The organism is Paenibacillus litoralis (genome assembly GCF_046244365.1).
Classification (GTDB): Bacteria; Bacillota; Bacilli; order Paenibacillales; family NBRC-103111; genus Paenibacillus_V.
On the sequence record NZ_CP176395.1, the window covers coordinates 636,525 to 652,122 of the forward strand.

Consider the following 15,598-nt stretch of genomic DNA (forward strand, 5'->3'; position numbering starts at 1 on the left):
AAATATCGAGATACGGAGCTGGATGCAATGGGGTTATATGAAGAGATCGTCGGCCGGCGAGAGAAGATCGCTGTAGTCGGCCTTGGTTATGTGGGCTTGCCCATAGCTGTGGCATTTTCGAGAAAAGTAGACGTCATAGGCTTTGATGTGGACACCCGTAAGGTTGAAGGGTACCGGAAAGGGATCGATGCAACAGGGGACACCGGGGATGCCGCTATTGCGAACTGTTCGGTGGATTTTACCTCGGACGCCGAGAGGCTGGAGGGCGTTCGCTTTTATATCGTTGCGGTTCCGACGCCGGTTCAGAACGGCAATGTGCCTGATTTGCAGTATGTGCGAAGCGCCAGCCGAATTGTGGGTAGGAAGCTGACCAAAGGCGCAATCGTCGTCTACGAATCTACGGTTTATCCGGGGGTTACCGAAGAGATCTGTATACCCATTCTGGAGGCGGAGTCCGGCCTGCGCTGCGGAGAGGATTTTAAGGTCGGCTATTCGCCGGAGCGGATCAATCCGGGGGACAGCGTCCACCGGTTGGAGAACATCGTCAAGATCGTTTCCGCGATTGACCGGGATGCACTAGATGTCGTAGCTAGGATGTACGAGCTCGTCGTTGAAGCCGGCGTATACAGAGCCGAGAGCGTGAAGGTGGCCGAGGCGGCCAAGGTCATCGAGAACGCCCAGCGTGACCTGAATATCGCCTTTATGAACGAGCTGTCGATGCTGTTTAACCGGATGGAAATCGATACGCAGTCGGTGCTGAAGGCGGCGGGCACCAAGTGGAATTTTTTGCATTTTAGCCCCGGTCTGGTGGGCGGACACTGCATCGGCATCGATCCTTACTATTTGACGTACAAAGCGGAGGACGCCGGATATCGCTCCAAAATTATTCTAGCGGCACGACACATCAATGACGGCATGGGTGTCTATATCGCTCAGCAAATCATCAAACTGCTGGTTCGGCTGAGGCTTGATATCAAGAATGCGAGAGTAGGCGTATTCGGCTTGGCTTATAAGGAAAATTGCCCGGATATCCGCAACTCGAAGGTGATGGACATCATTCATGAGCTCAAGGATTACGGGATCATGCCGCTTGTAGCCGATCCTTTAGTGGATGGGAGGCTCGCTTATGAGGAATACGGCATCGAGCTGTCTGCCATGTCTTCTATGAAGGAATTGGACGTTGCGATCGTAGCCGTCCCGCATCGATTGTTTGCGGAGATGAACGTCATGGATTTTGACAAGCTGTACAGCGGCAGCCAAACGAAGGTCATGATCGACGTGAAAGGCATTTATTCCAAAGCGGACTATGAAACCAACGGGTTTGCCTACTGGCGTTTGTAATAATAGGATTGGAGACCGCAGTGGTGATTATTAGAAAGAAAAAGAAGGATGTAGAAGTACTGGCGGTCCCGAGAGCGGACAGGCGAACGCTATCCCATGTACCGGATCCGGAAAATATCCGCGTAACGACCGATCGCAGAGGAATGAAAGCCGCCGATGCCGGCGGCACCGGTGCAGATTCGGACTACTTGAACAAATTGCGGATGCTCAGCTTAAGGTATGTGGCCGATTTTGACGTTTTGCTCATAGCCAAGGGACAAAAGAAGAAAGCCGGCATAAAAGGGCGCGCCGTGGATATTTCTTCGACGGGTTTATTGGTTGAGCTTGACGGAAAGGAAGACAGCTTCAAGGTTGGAGATAAGCTGAATATCCGTTTCGATATCCCCCAGGGTACGATGCCCGAAGGATTCGAGTCGTCCGTGAAGATCGATGCCGAGGCGGTCAGACTCTTTACGCGCTTGCAGGATGATCAAGAAAAGCTGATGGTGGCCTTCCAATTTGCCAAGCCGCTTACCGATTACTTTCAGCGAAAACGATGGGGGTATTCCATCTACACCGCCAGCGGTTTGCTGTTTATTGCCATTGCTTTTATCATGTTACTGCGTGTGGAAAGTATCATTTATTTCAAATACAACTACTTGTTGTATTTGTACAGCCTCACGGCGGCTGCGTTTCTGCTGACTCGCTATTTATTCGGAGCGCTATACAGGGATGTGCCGGTCAATCCCGATTATACGCCTGGCGTCACGATCATTATCCCTTGTTTCAACGAAGAAGAATGGATTCATCGCACGATATTAAGCTGTATGAATCAAGATTATCCGATCGATAAGCTGGAAGTTATCGTGGTCGACGATCGTTCGACGGACAAATCCGTTGAGCGTATTCAGCAGGTCATCGATTTGATCCATCGTGAGGCGGAACGGTATTCGACCAAGGAAAGGCTCAAGATGTTCGTCCTGCCGGAGAACGGAGGCAAACGGGTTGCATTGGTGAAGGGTGTGGAGATGGCCAAACATGATTTGGTCGTGTTCGTGGATTCGGACAGCTTCCTGGAGCCTACTGCGATCAAGCATTTGGTTCAACCGTTTCAGGATCCGCGAATGGGCGGCGTCGCCGGGCGTACGGATGTGGAGAACAAATATACGAATTCCGTCACCAAGCTGCAGACCGTGCGGTATTACATTGCTTTTCGCATCATGAAGGCCGCCGAATCATGGTTCGACAGCGTAACCTGTTTATCCGGACCCTTATCCTGCTACCGAAAAGAGCTCGTTGTGAAGCATGCCGAAGCTTGGCTGAATCAGAAGTTTCTCGGGCAGCCGGCCACCTTCGGCGACGATAGAAGCATGACGAATTTTATATTGCGAACGCATCGCACGGGTTACCAGGATTCGGCTATTTGCTCGACGATCGTTCCTTCGAAGATGAAAGTCTTCTTGAAACAGCAAATGCGCTGGAAACGCTCCTGGCTGCGGGAATCGCTGCGGGCCGGTCTGTTTATATGGCGCAAGGAGCCCTTTATGGCGCTGTTCTTCTATATCGGGTTGATCGTGCCTATCGCTGCGCCTGTTGTCGTACTGTACAATCTGGGTTACGTTCCGCTCGTGCACGGCATCTTCCCCGGCACCTTTTTGATGGGTCTGCTGCTGATGGCGCTGCTGATGAGTCTTGCCCACTTATTGTTTCGCAAAAGTAAACTATGGGTTTTCGGGCTTGTCTTCTGTATTTTCTACGAGCTTGTGCTTTTATGGCAGATGCCTGTCGCTTGGGTCACCTTCTGGAAGTCGACATGGGGCACGAGAGAAACCCCGCAGGATATCGAAGCGAAGAAGCGGAAGGAAGCCAGGAAGCTCAAAAACAAAAAAAGAATCGGATTGCCTTTCTAATAGCAATCATCGGAAGATTCACGGAGTGAGGATCGCAGAAATGACAAAAAGTCGGCGTTCCGCCCTTTATGTCCGCAAGAAAAATCAAATGAAAATCATCAAAACCGTCGTGCAAGCGATCCTTTTGATCGCCGTGGGCGTGCTTCTGTTTCATGCGATATTCGATATCCGCAAATACGACGAGCGGATAAAACGGCATGGACGAACGAGAAAGGGTTCATCGCGCTTTCTTATTTCGGCGTCGGGACGGTCGGGCACACCTAAATTGGTTGCCAAGAGCCAGTTGATACGAAACATCTCCAAGTGCTGCATGATCAGGGCTATACGAACGATATCGCAGCAGGATATTTTGGATTTTTACCGGGACGGGCAAGAAGCTTCCGGACAAAGCCCTCTTTCTGTCCTTGAGGACGGGCGCAACGATTCCGGCTTGTTTGCTCAGCCGCTTCTTGAGAAATACAATTTCAAAGCGACTTTCCTCTCCTACGCCAACAAAATGGGCAACAGCGACCGTAAATTCCTTCAGCCCAAAGATATGTTGAAAATGGTCAAAAACGGCTATTGGGAGCTGGGAAGCAACGGGGTAATCGCCTTTCTTATATCAATATTTTCGACAAAGGAAGGCCGGTTTATCGGCGAGAGGAGACGAAAATCAGCTGCCGAATAAAGAACAATGTGGAGTATTACAACCACTATCTGATGGATTTTATTCGAGACGGCAACATGATCCCGGTGGAAGACAGGACGGCAATGGAAGCCTCGTATCGGCGGGGATTACAAGGCGATGAAGGAAATTTACGGCGATACGCTCGGATTTGTGCCGAACGTCTACATGATCATGCACGCCAACGCCCTTCATGATGGAATGAATCGGCTCGTTTCGGAAGCGAACACCGCCAATATCCGGGGAGATATTCAAGCTGCATTTTAACCGGGAAGGGACAGCCTTCAACGGCAGCAAGGAGAACGTATACGATCTGACCCGCGTTCAAGCCGGCTCCTTACTGGTATACCAACCATCTATTGATGAAAATCCAGAAGGATACCGGCCAGAGCATGCAATTTGTATATGGCGACAAAAAGCGCGCAGACAAATGGAGCTTGCTAAGCGGTGCGGCGCAATTTACCGACAACCGGATCGCATTGACTTCGCCGCCTGACGAAGCTGGCATGTTGTACTTGAACGGCAGCGACGAGTACCGGGATATCCGGCTTACGGCCAAGGCCGCAGGGAATGTAGTAGGCAAGCAGACCGTATACGTCCGTTATGATCGACAGAAGGAATCTTTCCTTCGTATTACGCCTGGATAATAACGAGTTGCATGTCGAGCAGAAAAAAACGGGACAAGCGGGCCCGAGCAGCTATTTACTCAAAAATTGGATCCCATTCGCTGGAGTTCGAAAGATCTCGCCTTCGATAAGGCATCGGTCTATACGCTGGAACAGGCGTCTGCTGGCGCCTCCGCTGAAGAGGAGTATCCCGTCAACATTCGACCAGACTAGAAACATCGAAGTCGTTGTACAAGGTGACGCGTTTGAGCGTCGCGGTAGATAAGCGAGTGCTTCTGGACAAACGGCAAATCGACGGCAGCGTCGGAGCGGGCGGGGGTCGCGCTAGAGTCCGCATCCAGCAAGCAGAACAAAAAAAGACGATATTTATGACGGCGTGTTCGACGGACGTTGCGGTCGTATCGCTGGAAGAAGAGAGCGGCCGTCAAGAGATGCTGTTCAGCAAAAGGTTAACAGGCTGGCAAGGGGGGGTAGGCCAGATTAGAAAAGCGGTTAACGCTTCCGTCGACTGGGCGATCGATACCTTCTAAATCGGAGAGCAAAGGGGAACGCAGCGAAATGTACAAAAGAAAACCTGACCGGCAAACGGGTAGTTTGCATAGCTGCTGTGACGTTCATCCTTGGTATTGCTGCCACGTACGTGCTGAATCATTTACGGATCCGGCGGAACGCAGAAGCCGGTGCAGGCCGAAAGGAAGCTGGAGCTGTCCGCATGGATTGCGGATTGGCAGTGGCGTACCGGTCTAGAGGATTGGCGTGGGATGGCAGACGGACTCGCAAGCGTGCAGGCTTTTGCGGCCTATTTCGATCAGGCAGATGGTCTTTATTTTACGGAGGATATGCATGAAGCGCTACCCCGAATCGCCGAGACTGTCAAGCCAAAAGGTCTCGCCCGGCGTAGAGCTGACGGGTCGTGAACGACCGCTGGCATGGAGACGGTTCTTCGACGCAGAAGGACCCCGCATTGATTACGAGACTGATGGCAACGGACGAGAGCCGCCGCAGGCATATCGATGATATTATTGCGGTGGTCGCCAGGTATGATTTTGGGCGGCGTGGAAATCGACTACGAGAAAATCCGGGATAGCGACTGGAGCAAGGTAGGCATTTTCTACGAGGAGTTGTATCGGCGGCTTCAGGCGATGGGGAAAACATTAAGAATCGTGCTGGAGCCCCGGGCGCCGATCGAACGGCTGACGCTGCCGGAAGGGCCTGTGTATGTGATGATGGCGTACAACCTCTACGGCAGTCCATAGCGGGCCGGGGCCGAAAGCGGATCACGCGTACATCACGAGCTGGCGGGCCGGATGAACCGGCTGCCGGGAGGACAACGCGATCGCCTTTGTCGGCTGGAGGATTCGACTGGGCCGAAGCGGGAAAGGTTGCCGCTTTGACAGAGAAGCGGGCAGCGGAGCTATCGCGAAAGAGTATCGGCTCTCCGGAGCGCGATGCCGGAAGCGGCAGCATGCGCTTCGAGTACCGCGACGAAAACAACGTGAAGCACACCGTCTGGTACGCCGGATCATGTCACGTTGAACGTATGGATCGAAACCGCGCGGCGAGCGGGCTACTATAAAATCGCGTTGTGGAAACTCGGCGAGCTCGGGGATGGAACGGTGACGGGCCTAGGGCGATGACCGGGGTGTGAGGAAATGATGCGGCAAAGGAGTGAAAGTCGATGACATACATAGGCCGTATTACGATGCTGCTTGTCTCGGTTGTCTACTCGGTATGCGGTGCTGTCGTTCTTGGGAACTATTCTGTTTCGTACCTCTTGTTCGCCGGTTGCGGCGCCGCTGCTGCTTGGGTCTTTCGATCGGCTGCTCTTTGTATCTCCAGGATGGCTGCAATATGGAGGAACTGGTTACAACCGCCGATGAAAGCATGTATGTGAATAAACAGTTGCAGCAGTAGCGAAGGTCTATTTTCGGCAGATGGGAAATCGTCCAGGCAAGGCAAACGCAAAAAGGCACTTCAGAGCCCATTGAAGCTCAAGAAGTGCTCTTTCTATCTGCTCTGCCTATACGGCATCCAATTCAACTTCGGTGTGGCGCTGCTGATAGTAAGCGCAGGTTTCCGCTAGTCCGTCACGTAGAGAAAATGTCGGTTCCCATCCTAGCTCTCGAATAGCGGCGCTGTTATTTAGGCGGCTATGGACAATATCGCCGGATCGTTGTGGCATATAATGAGGGACGACCCGTATATTCATTACTTCGCTCATTGCGTGCACTAGCTCGTTTACGGAAGTTTGGAGATTGTAGCTAATATTGTAAAGAGCACGGCTTCCTCGTGTCAGGGCAGCAATATTAGCGGATACAATGTCTTTAACATAAACGAAGTCACGGGTCTGTTCTCCATCACCATAAATAACGGGAGTTTCACCGCGAAGCAGCTTATCCAAAAAAATAGAAATGACACCGCCTTCCCCTTTCGGATCCTGGCGAATTCCATAAGCGTTAGCATAACGCAGAATGGTAAAGTCCAAATCATACAAATTTGCATAAGTTTGTATGTAATGTTCGGGGGTATGCTTGGAAATACCGTAATACGAAATAGGACGTAATGGATGTTGTTCATCAACGGGTAAGTAATCGGGATGACCATAGACAGCAGCTGATGAGGCGTAAACGACCTTTCTAACTTCATGAGCCTTGCATTGCTCCAATAGAGCAATTGTGCCGAGAATATTAACCTTCGCGTCAAATACAGGATCCTTTAAAGAATGCTGAACATCTATTTGGGCGGCATGATGATAAACAATTTCCGGATTAAAATCTTTAAATGCATAATTCAGTGTGCTGGATGTGATATCAAAATTGTAAAATTTAGCCGTTTTATTCAGAAAATCATTTTTTCCGGTAGACATATTGTCCACTACAGCAACTTCATGACCTAATTCTATTAGTGAATCCACCAGGTGTGAAGCAATAAATCCGGCGCCACCGGTAACCATAACTCTCATGAACCCATATCCCCTTAAATTACTGGTGATTTATTATAACGATTTCTATTATACAATAAGTTGGAAATCGAGCCAAACAAAAGATATTGTAAAAGGTAAAGTGGTTCACATTTTGTTTGCCAGTATGCAGGAATTCGTGGTATTGAAAAGGATACCTTAATCATATGCAGATAAATGAGTTTGAATCACAGAAATACACAGAAATGTGATATATTCATGTCACTCTTTGTTGAATCGTGTTATGTGGTGATATAAAATAGAAAAGTGTAGAAAAAGAAAGGTTGCTACAATTTATGATTGATATCCACTCTCATATTTTACCTGGCATCGACGATGGTGCTCAAACGTTGGAAGAGTCGCTCGAGATGGCCCGGGCTGCTTACGCGGATGGGATTCGAACCGTCATTGCCACGCCGCATCATGCGAATGGCAGGTATACGAATGCAGCCGGCAATGTGACAGCAGCTGTTGCTAGTTTGAATGATGCGCTGCAAACCAATGGGATCGACTTACAAGTGCTGGCTGGGCAAGAGATTCGCGTATACAGCAAGCTAGTAGACGATTGGCATGATCAAGCGCTCCTCTCGCTGGATCGTTCTTCCTATATATTGATAGAATTCCCGACGGCTGAAGTGCCCAAAGGAATTGCCGATCTGATCCATGAGCTTCGGATTCTGGGAATAACGCCGATCATCGCCCATCCCGAGCGCAATCAAGAGCTCCTTAATAAACCGGACCGTCTGCGGGAGCTGGTAGAGCTGGGGGCTTTAGGCCAAGTTACTTCGCATTCCATAACCGGACTATTCGGCAAGAAGATCCAAGAGATTTCGATGCAGATGTGCAAAAGCAACCTGATTCATTTCGTGGCATCGGATGCTCATAATATGAGTAATCGTGGGTTTGGGTTGTCGAGGGCTTATGAAACAATAGAAAAGGCCCTCGGTTTCCAGTATTCCGAGTATTATAAGGAAAACGCGAATTCTCTTATTACAGGAGAAATCATTAGCAAGTGGTCTGTTAAGGAAGTCAATAGGAAGTGGTTCCTTTTCTGGAAACGATAATATGTAAAATCCAAACTTGACCAATTCCTATTGAAAGTGCTAAAATATGACTCGAGAGTCTGCAATATTCGACATCAGATTCTATTTTTTTTTGTGTATTTATTTTTTACATATAAAATATTTTGTAGAGGTGAGAGGAAACAATGAAACTAACAAAGAAGGTTTTAGCAACTACTCTAACGGCAGGGCTTGTAGTCAGCTCGATTTCGGCTTTGCCGCTAAGCAGCAAGGGGATTTTTGATAAACTGGGCCTTCAAACTGCGTCTGCCGCAACTTTGCCGGCAGGTGCTACTCAGCTAGCTGCACGCGCAGCAAAAATTCATGATAATATGACTCCGGCTGAGAAAGAGGCAGTTCGTGCAGCCAGAGATCAAATCCAAGCTGCAATATCTGGGACCATTGCTCAAGCGGACTTGGACTTAATCGATCCGGTATGGAATCAAATTAAAGCAAAAATCGGCAATAGCGCTGATTTTCCAAATCTTAAGCAAGATGCAGTCCTGAAGGCATTGCTTCAACAAGCATCCTTCTATAACGGAGATTTTACTAGCCAGCTAGCTTTCTGGGAAGGTTTGAAAAATAACACCATCTTGAAACCTGCTATCAATGATTTACTGAGATTGGGTGGCATCACAAACGGTTTGGATGGAGTTAGCTTCAATGATGTTTACGCACTGGTTGATGAAATAGAACAATCGGGTAAAGCTGCGTTAAACGGCGATTATAGCCTCTCTAATTTTCTGGTTAAAGAGGGCGCAATTAAAGCTGCCATTAAGGCGAAGTTGGAAAGTCTGAAAGGTACCAATCCATTAGTTAAAGCGTTATATGCATCCGGCGTAACGGCTACTGCGCTCGAGCAAGTTACGACCAATTTTAATAATAGATTCAACAAGCTGAAACCAGCAGCACTTGCATTCGCGAGCGCATACTCGAAAGTGCTGATAGCGGAGAAACCAGTAGATCCAGGTACAGGCGGTCCTGGAGGCGGAACGCCTTCTACTGGCGGCGGTACTACAACAACTCCTTCTTCTAACGCTACGCTTGACGAGGCTATCAAAGCGCTTGATGCAATCAAAGATCAACTGAAGAACGCAACAGGCGATAAGAGAGAAGAATTGCTGCAACAAGCGCTTGAGAAAGCACAAGCGGCAATCGACAAAATTGCAGTTCTTGACCTTTCTTCCTCTGTCAAAATTACTGGAGATAAAGCGAAACCGGAAATTGACTTTGCTGCAGTATCGAAGAAAATTGCTGAAATTGTAGCTCAAGTGAAGAAAATAAATGATCAACTGAAAGCATTGGATCCTAACGCTCCTGTCGCTGTTTTTGAACTAAAATTGGATTTTGGAACAGTAGCTGCTAAGACAATTGAAATACCGCTTCTGAAAGATTTGTTGGTTGCTGCTAAAACGAATGGCATCGATTCCATCGCTGTGAAAGTGAATGGCGTAGAAGTAGCGATTGCTTCCGATCTGTTCAGTGCAGACACTACTTTGACAATCGGCAAAGTGGACAAATCAACTGTTGGCGTAGCTACATACGGTAGCTTTGCTTCCGACGTATTCAGCTTTGAATTTACATCGGGTGGACAAGCCGTATCCAACTTCAGCACTCCGGTTGAACTGCGCATTCCGGTAACGGCTACTAACGTTGATAGCGAATTGTTGACGATTGCGAAAATCGTTGACGGCAAGCTGCAATACTTCGGTGGTATGTTTAATAAGGCTGATGGAACAATCAACGGTCTTCGCGGCTCTTTCTCGACATACACAGTAGTAGAAAACAAAGTAAGCTTTAACGATACGGCTTCCGTTAAAGACTGGGCAGGTCGTCAAATCGATGTTGTTGCAGCTAAGGGTATCGTAGAGGGCCGCGCTGAAAAACAATTCGTTCCAAATGAAAAAGTAACACGTGCTGAATTCACCAAAATGATCATCAAAGCGCTTGGCTTGGAAGATGCAAGTGCAACTGAGAGCTTTGCTGACGTTCAAAGCCAAGATTGGTACAAAGTTGCTGTAGCTACAGCAGTGAAATACGGCATCGTAAACGGCCGTACGGACGATAAATTCGAGCCGAATGCTACAATTACGCGTGCAGAGATGGCAACAATCGCAGCTCGTGCATTGACCATTGCTAAAGCATACAGAGAAGTTGCTGATGTGGATGCAGCGTTGAAATCCTTTGCTGATGCTTCGGCTATCAATGCTTCCCTGAAAAGTGGTGTAGCTCTTGCCGCTAAGCAAGGGATTGTCGTAGGTGAAGAAGGCAGCAAGTTCAACCCGAATAACGACTCTACAAGAGCTCAAGCGGCAGTTGTAATCTACCGTTTGCTTAACAAGTAATTGATATAAGGGCATCATAAGAAGATCCTCCTCTCATTTAGATGGGAGGGGGATTTTCCATATAATACTTGTGTCATATAATTATTGTATGTATTACCATGTAGATACAACATATTTGGCTTGGACGCTCCTGGGAGGGTAATAATGGAACTGGATTTGAAGGATTATATTAAGATTATTAGGAAGAGAATTTGGTTAATTGTATCTATTGTCCTAGTTGCTAGTTTCACCACAGGTATTGTCAGTTTCTTTTTCATGGATCCGGTATATGAAGCATCTACTAAGTTGATTGTAAATAAACAAAGCGAACAAGTGGGCACAACAACAGGCCAACTCGATATTAACTCTCTAAATTTGAATATCCAGTTGATTGCGACATATAAAGAAATTATCAAGACAACTCGAATTATGGACAAGGTTGTCAAGGAACATCCGGAATTCAATCTTACCCGTGACGAGCTTATTCAGAGGGTGAAGGTAAACTCCGTCAACAATACACAAGTGATGACACTGGTTGTACAAGACGAATCCTTTGAGAAAGCCTCAGACATTGTGAACGCTGTATCTAGGGTCTTTAAAGAAGAAGTTCCGTCGATTTATAAAGGCGTAGATAACGTCTCCATTCTGAATGAGTCTAATCGTACCGATCAATCCGCCCCAGTGAAACCGAACAAAAAACTAAATATTGCGATCAGTTTCGTTGTTTCGTTGATGATTGCCGTAGGGATTGTTTTCTTGCTTGAGTACCTAGATGATACCATCAAAACAGAAGCCGACGTTGAGAAGTATTTAGGATTACCAACACTCTCTATGATTACCAGAATAAAAGAAGAGGATATGGCAATTGAACCATCAAAAGCTATCCGACAGGTAGGTGAACAGCAGCATGTCCCACTCAAATAATAGCCGACCGATTATTACTCACTCCAATCCCAAATCGCCAATTTCGGAGGCGTATCGAACGCTTCGGACGAATATAGACTTTTCTTCAATAGACGCCAGTATGAGAGTCATGATGCTTACTTCAGCCGGCCCTGGCGAAGGGAAATCAACGACGACGACGAACTTGGCGGTTGCTTACGCCCAAGCCGATAAGAAGGTCTTGGTTATCGATGCAGATATGCGCAAGCCAACGATGCACCATACCTTTCTTAAAACAAATCGTCGTGGTCTTTCTAACGTAATTGCAGGGCAAGCAACCGCGGATGAAGTTATATTGGAAACACAGGTTAATAATTTGTTTCTTATGACAGCCGGCCCCATTCCACCAAACCCTTCTGAAATGCTTTCTTCAAAGAAAATGACAGCCATGCTGGAGGAACTAAAAGAGACATTCGATATGATCATTATCGACACACCACCGGCTCTTGCTGTAACGGATGCGCAAATCGTTGCAACAAAGTGTGACGGGGTTCTTCTTGTGGTTGACTATGGCAGAGTGAAGCGCGAAGCGGCGATAAAGGTGAAAAGCAATTTAGAACATGTAAATGCCAAACTAATTGGGGTCGTCCTCAACAATGTAGATCGGAAAAGTGGAGAGAATTATTACTACTACTATTACGGAAACGAACAAAAGGAAGAAAAGTAAGGAAAGCAAGAAAAGTAAGATTGTGCTAGGAGTGATAAAGTTCCTAGCTGTGCTGCTTTGCTTGAAAAGCGGTAAAGCTAGGAACTTTAGGAGTTACATAGGAGGATACTTATGACTAAGATAAGAAAAGCGATCATACCCGCGGCCGGATTGGGAACTCGCTTTTTGCCCGCAACCAAAGCGATGCCCAAAGAAATGCTTCCCATTGTGGATAAGCCAACTATTCAATATATTGTTGAAGAGGCTGTGGAATCGGGTATTGAAGATATCATTATTGTTACCGGTAAAGGAAAGCGGGCAATAGAGGATCATTTTGATAGTCATTTTGAACTTGAATATAATCTTTTGGAAAAAAATAAGCTTGAACTACTTAAAGAAGTCCAGTATTCATCTAAGCTTGTAGATATTCACTACATTCGTCAAAAGGAACCAAAAGGTCTTGGGCATGCTGTTTGGTGTGCGAGAAAATTTATTGGTAATGAGCCTTTTGCTGTGCTTCTAGGAGATGATATTGTTCAAGCAAAAACTCCTTGTCTACGACAATTAATGGATCAATTTGAAATAGTTCAACAATCGGTTATCGGTGTGCAACCTGTGCCGTATGAAGAAACGTATAGATATGGAATAATTACTCCATTCCATCAACATGATAGACTTTATCAGGTAAGTAATTTTGTTGAAAAGCCGCCACTTGGTCAAGCGCCATCCGATCTAGCGATAATGGGTAGATATATACTTACACCAGAAATTTTTAACATTTTAGAGACACAAGGGGAAGGGGCAGGTGGAGAAATTCAACTCACAGATGCGATACAAAAATTAAATGAGCTACAGTCTGTATATGCTTACCATTTTATGGGGGAACGGTATGATGTAGGAGAGAAGCTTGGCTATATTCTGACAACAGTAGATTTTGCGTTAAAAAATAAAGAGATTAGAAAGCAATTATTGGTGGAATTAGAGTCTATGATTAATCGAGAGAAAGTTAACGGAAATGTGGAGGACAAGTGATGAGTCAAAGAATACTGGGTGGTTCATCCCAAAAATATGATAAATTAAATTCGTTGGATGATAGAAGAATCTTTTTTTCAATTGTCAAAAGAATGATAGATGTGATCCTGTCGCTAGTTATATTATTTATTTCATTTCCTTTTTTGTTGCTGGTTATGCTTGTAATTAGAATTGAGTCTCCTGGACCTGCACTTTATTTCCAAGAGAGAGTAGGAAAAGGGGGGGGGGTATTTAAAATAATTAAACTTCGGTCAATGTACATTGATGCAGAAAGTAATGGTCCTCAGTGGGCGTCTACAAATGACTCAAGAATTACAAAAATGGGTGCGTTTATTAGAAAAACTAGAATAGATGAATTGCCACAGTTAATTAATGTATTGAAAAACGATATGAGCTTAATTGGCCCTAGGCCTGAACGACCAATATTTACGATGAAGTTCAATAATGAAATACCGGGATTTAACAATCGTCTAAATGTGAAGCCTGGACTTACAGGATGGGCTCAGATTAACGGTGGATATGAATTATCTCCGGAGGAAAAGTTACAATACGATATACAATATATAGAGAGACGGTCTTTTTTTCTTGAGTTTAAAATATTTTGTAAGACTATAGTTGTTGTTATAACTGGTAATGGTGCACGATAAGGATGAAAACTATGTACATACAAGGTATTAAAGAAGTATATTGAGACTTTTTTCAGTTTTATAAAATTTTATTATTAAAAAAATTATTTGATTGTGGTCTCGAAATAAGAAGGAAAAGTGAATATGAAATTATTAAAAACAAGTATACTTTCAGCTGGTTCAACAATTATAAAAATTCTATCAGGAATTGTTGTTAATAAAATTATATCAATATATATAGGACCTTCAGGGATTGCTATAATTGGTCAGTTTCAGAATGTCCTATCAATGATTACGTCAGTAGGTACTGGGGCTATTTCAGCAGGTATAACAAAATTTACTGCACAATATAATGACGACCTGAAAAAACGTAATCAATTTATTCAGGCATCAATAACAGTTACAATAATTTGCTCAATTATAGTTAGTTTATTTACTCTTATTATGAAGGATTGGCTATCCGTTAATGTTCTCCATTCTACTGAGTACCATATTATTTTTATCATTGTGAGCATTAGCATTATATTCAGTAGCTTGAATCTTTTATTATTAGCATTATTAAATGGACTTAAGGAAATTAAAATATATATTGCAGCAAGTATTTCAGGTAGTCTTGTGTCTTTATTGCTGGCTTCTGTTTTAACGATCAAATTTCAGATGTTTGGAGCATTACTAGCATTTGTTTTAGTTCAATCGATTGTATTTTTTACAACTATAGTTTTTTTTAGAAGATATAGAGTGCTCGTTGATTTTACGTTTGTTAAAAATATACCTAGAGATGTATATAGCAAGTTAGCTCGCTATTCATTGATGACAGTAACTTCTCTCATAGCAATCCCCGTGGTACAAATACTGATTAGAAATGCTATTATTGAAAGTGATTCCCTTGAAGCCGCTGGATTTTGGCAGGCAACAGTAAAGATTTCGGATCTTTACTTAATGGTTATAACAACTGCTCTTGCGACTTACTATTTACCGAGACTATCTGAAATAAAAGGTGAGCAAGAATTGCGAAATGAAATTATTATAAGTTATAAAATAATAATTCCTTTCGTTTTATTAAGTTCATTATTAATGTATGTTTTAAGAGGTTTTATTATAAACATACTATTTACCTCTGAGTTTCAAGGGATGAGTCCACTTTTTCTATATCAGTTAATAGGAGACTGTTTTAAAATGTGCAGTTGGGTATTGGCATATTTGATGATCGCAAAGTCAATGACAAAGCTGTATATTTTTACTGAAATAATATTTTCCTGTATATACTATTTGTTATCAATATACGCCCTTGAAAAGTTTGGAGTAATAGGAGTAACAATGGCTTATGCAGCACACTATTTTATCTACTTGCTTACTGTGTTGTATCTTTTTAAAGGGGTTTTTATAAAAAACATTAAAAAGTAAAGACGTTTTATCTTAACGCGAGCTTCATCGGTGGTGAAATGCATAAATGCTACTCTGCACCTTTTTGGCTCTAGTTACGAGTTT

17 protein-coding genes are annotated in these 15,598 nt (G+C 44.9%); 16 read left to right on the forward strand and 1 reads right to left on the reverse strand.

What is annotated here, in order from left to right:
• Positions 1 to 27 precede the first annotated feature (27 nt).
• The 9 genes from ACKGJP_RS02740 to ACKGJP_RS02780 all read left to right on the forward strand — a co-directional run bounded on the left by ACKGJP_RS02740 (position 28) and on the right by ACKGJP_RS02780 (position 6,096).
• Positions 28 to 1,341: a nucleotide sugar dehydrogenase gene (locus tag ACKGJP_RS02740; RefSeq protein ID WP_409344166.1), complete on the forward strand. Its 1,314-nt coding sequence runs from the start codon at positions 28 to 30 to the stop codon at positions 1,339 to 1,341.
• 26 nt (positions 1,342 to 1,367) lie between these two features.
• Entirely contained in the window at positions 1,368 to 3,230 is a 1,863-nt protein-coding gene (locus tag ACKGJP_RS02745) for a glycosyltransferase family 2 protein (protein ID WP_409347056.1), read from the forward strand.
• Between the two features lie 40 nt (positions 3,231 to 3,270).
• A complete protein-coding gene (locus ACKGJP_RS02750; protein WP_409344167.1) occupies positions 3,271 to 3,897 on the forward strand; it encodes a hypothetical protein in 627 nt (208 codons plus the stop codon).
• A 117-nt stretch (positions 3,898 to 4,014) separates the two neighbouring features.
• Positions 4,015 to 4,161 (forward strand): hypothetical protein, encoded by a 147-nt coding sequence (locus tag ACKGJP_RS02755; protein WP_409344168.1) that lies wholly within the window; start codon positions 4,015 to 4,017, stop codon positions 4,159 to 4,161.
• Between the two features lie 125 nt (positions 4,162 to 4,286).
• Positions 4,287 to 4,541: a hypothetical protein gene (locus tag ACKGJP_RS02760; RefSeq protein ID WP_409344169.1), complete on the forward strand. Its 255-nt coding sequence runs from the start codon at positions 4,287 to 4,289 to the stop codon at positions 4,539 to 4,541.
• A 224-nt stretch (positions 4,542 to 4,765) separates the two neighbouring features.
• Positions 4,766 to 5,050 carry a hypothetical protein gene (locus ACKGJP_RS02765; RefSeq protein WP_409344170.1) on the forward strand — a complete coding sequence of 95 codons (285 nt, stop codon included), beginning with the start codon at positions 4,766 to 4,768 and terminating at the stop codon, positions 5,048 to 5,050.
• Positions 5,051 to 5,200: 150 nt separating this feature from the next.
• Positions 5,201 to 5,437 (forward strand): hypothetical protein, encoded by a 237-nt coding sequence (locus ACKGJP_RS02770; protein WP_409344171.1) that lies wholly within the window; start codon positions 5,201 to 5,203, stop codon positions 5,435 to 5,437.
• Between the two features lie 96 nt (positions 5,438 to 5,533).
• Positions 5,534 to 5,776: a hypothetical protein gene (locus ACKGJP_RS02775; RefSeq protein ID WP_409344172.1), complete on the forward strand. Its 243-nt coding sequence runs from the start codon at positions 5,534 to 5,536 to the stop codon at positions 5,774 to 5,776.
• A gap of 134 nt (positions 5,777 to 5,910) precedes the next feature.
• Entirely contained in the window at positions 5,911 to 6,096 is a 186-nt protein-coding gene (locus tag ACKGJP_RS02780; protein WP_409344173.1) for a hypothetical protein, read from the forward strand.
• A gap of 444 nt (positions 6,097 to 6,540) precedes the next feature.
• Here ACKGJP_RS02780 and ACKGJP_RS02785 read toward each other — a convergent pair whose 3' ends face one another.
• The gene (locus ACKGJP_RS02785) at positions 6,541 to 7,482 is read right to left on the reverse strand and encodes an NAD-dependent epimerase/dehydratase family protein (RefSeq protein ID WP_409344174.1); all 942 of its coding nucleotides are present in this window, start codon (positions 7,480 to 7,482) and stop codon (positions 6,541 to 6,543) included.
• 293 nt (positions 7,483 to 7,775) lie between these two features.
• Here ACKGJP_RS02785 and ACKGJP_RS02790 point away from each other — a divergent pair, with 293 nt between their 5' ends.
• The 7 genes from ACKGJP_RS02790 (at position 7,776) to ACKGJP_RS02820 (ending at position 15,514) form a co-directional block, all read left to right on the forward strand.
• The gene (locus tag ACKGJP_RS02790) at positions 7,776 to 8,543 is read left to right on the forward strand and encodes a tyrosine-protein phosphatase (protein WP_409344175.1); all 768 of its coding nucleotides are present in this window, start codon (positions 7,776 to 7,778) and stop codon (positions 8,541 to 8,543) included.
• A 143-nt stretch (positions 8,544 to 8,686) separates the two neighbouring features.
• Complete coding sequence (locus ACKGJP_RS02795; protein WP_409344176.1) at positions 8,687 to 10,885, forward strand: S-layer homology domain-containing protein; 2,199 nt, start codon at positions 8,687 to 8,689, stop codon at positions 10,883 to 10,885.
• Between the two features lie 144 nt (positions 10,886 to 11,029).
• On the forward strand, positions 11,030 to 11,788 hold the full coding sequence (locus ACKGJP_RS02800) for a YveK family protein (protein WP_409344177.1): 759 nt from the start codon (positions 11,030 to 11,032) through the stop codon (positions 11,786 to 11,788).
• Positions 11,772 to 12,473, forward strand: coding sequence for a CpsD/CapB family tyrosine-protein kinase (locus tag ACKGJP_RS02805; RefSeq protein WP_409344178.1), 702 nt, complete (start codon positions 11,772 to 11,774; stop codon positions 12,471 to 12,473). The genes ACKGJP_RS02800 and ACKGJP_RS02805 overlap by 17 nt, the downstream gene beginning before the upstream one ends.
• Positions 12,474 to 12,584: 111 nt before the next feature.
• Entirely contained in the window at positions 12,585 to 13,484 is a 900-nt protein-coding gene (gene galU, locus ACKGJP_RS02810; RefSeq protein ID WP_409344179.1) for a UTP--glucose-1-phosphate uridylyltransferase GalU, read from the forward strand.
• Entirely contained in the window at positions 13,484 to 14,131 is a 648-nt protein-coding gene (locus tag ACKGJP_RS02815; RefSeq protein ID WP_409344180.1) for a sugar transferase, read from the forward strand. Before galU ends, ACKGJP_RS02815 begins: the two co-directional genes overlap by 1 nt.
• 123 nt (positions 14,132 to 14,254) lie before the next feature.
• Positions 14,255 to 15,514: an O-antigen translocase gene (locus tag ACKGJP_RS02820; protein WP_409344181.1), complete on the forward strand. Its 1,260-nt coding sequence runs from the start codon at positions 14,255 to 14,257 to the stop codon at positions 15,512 to 15,514.
• Positions 15,515 to 15,598: the final 84 nt, after the last annotated feature.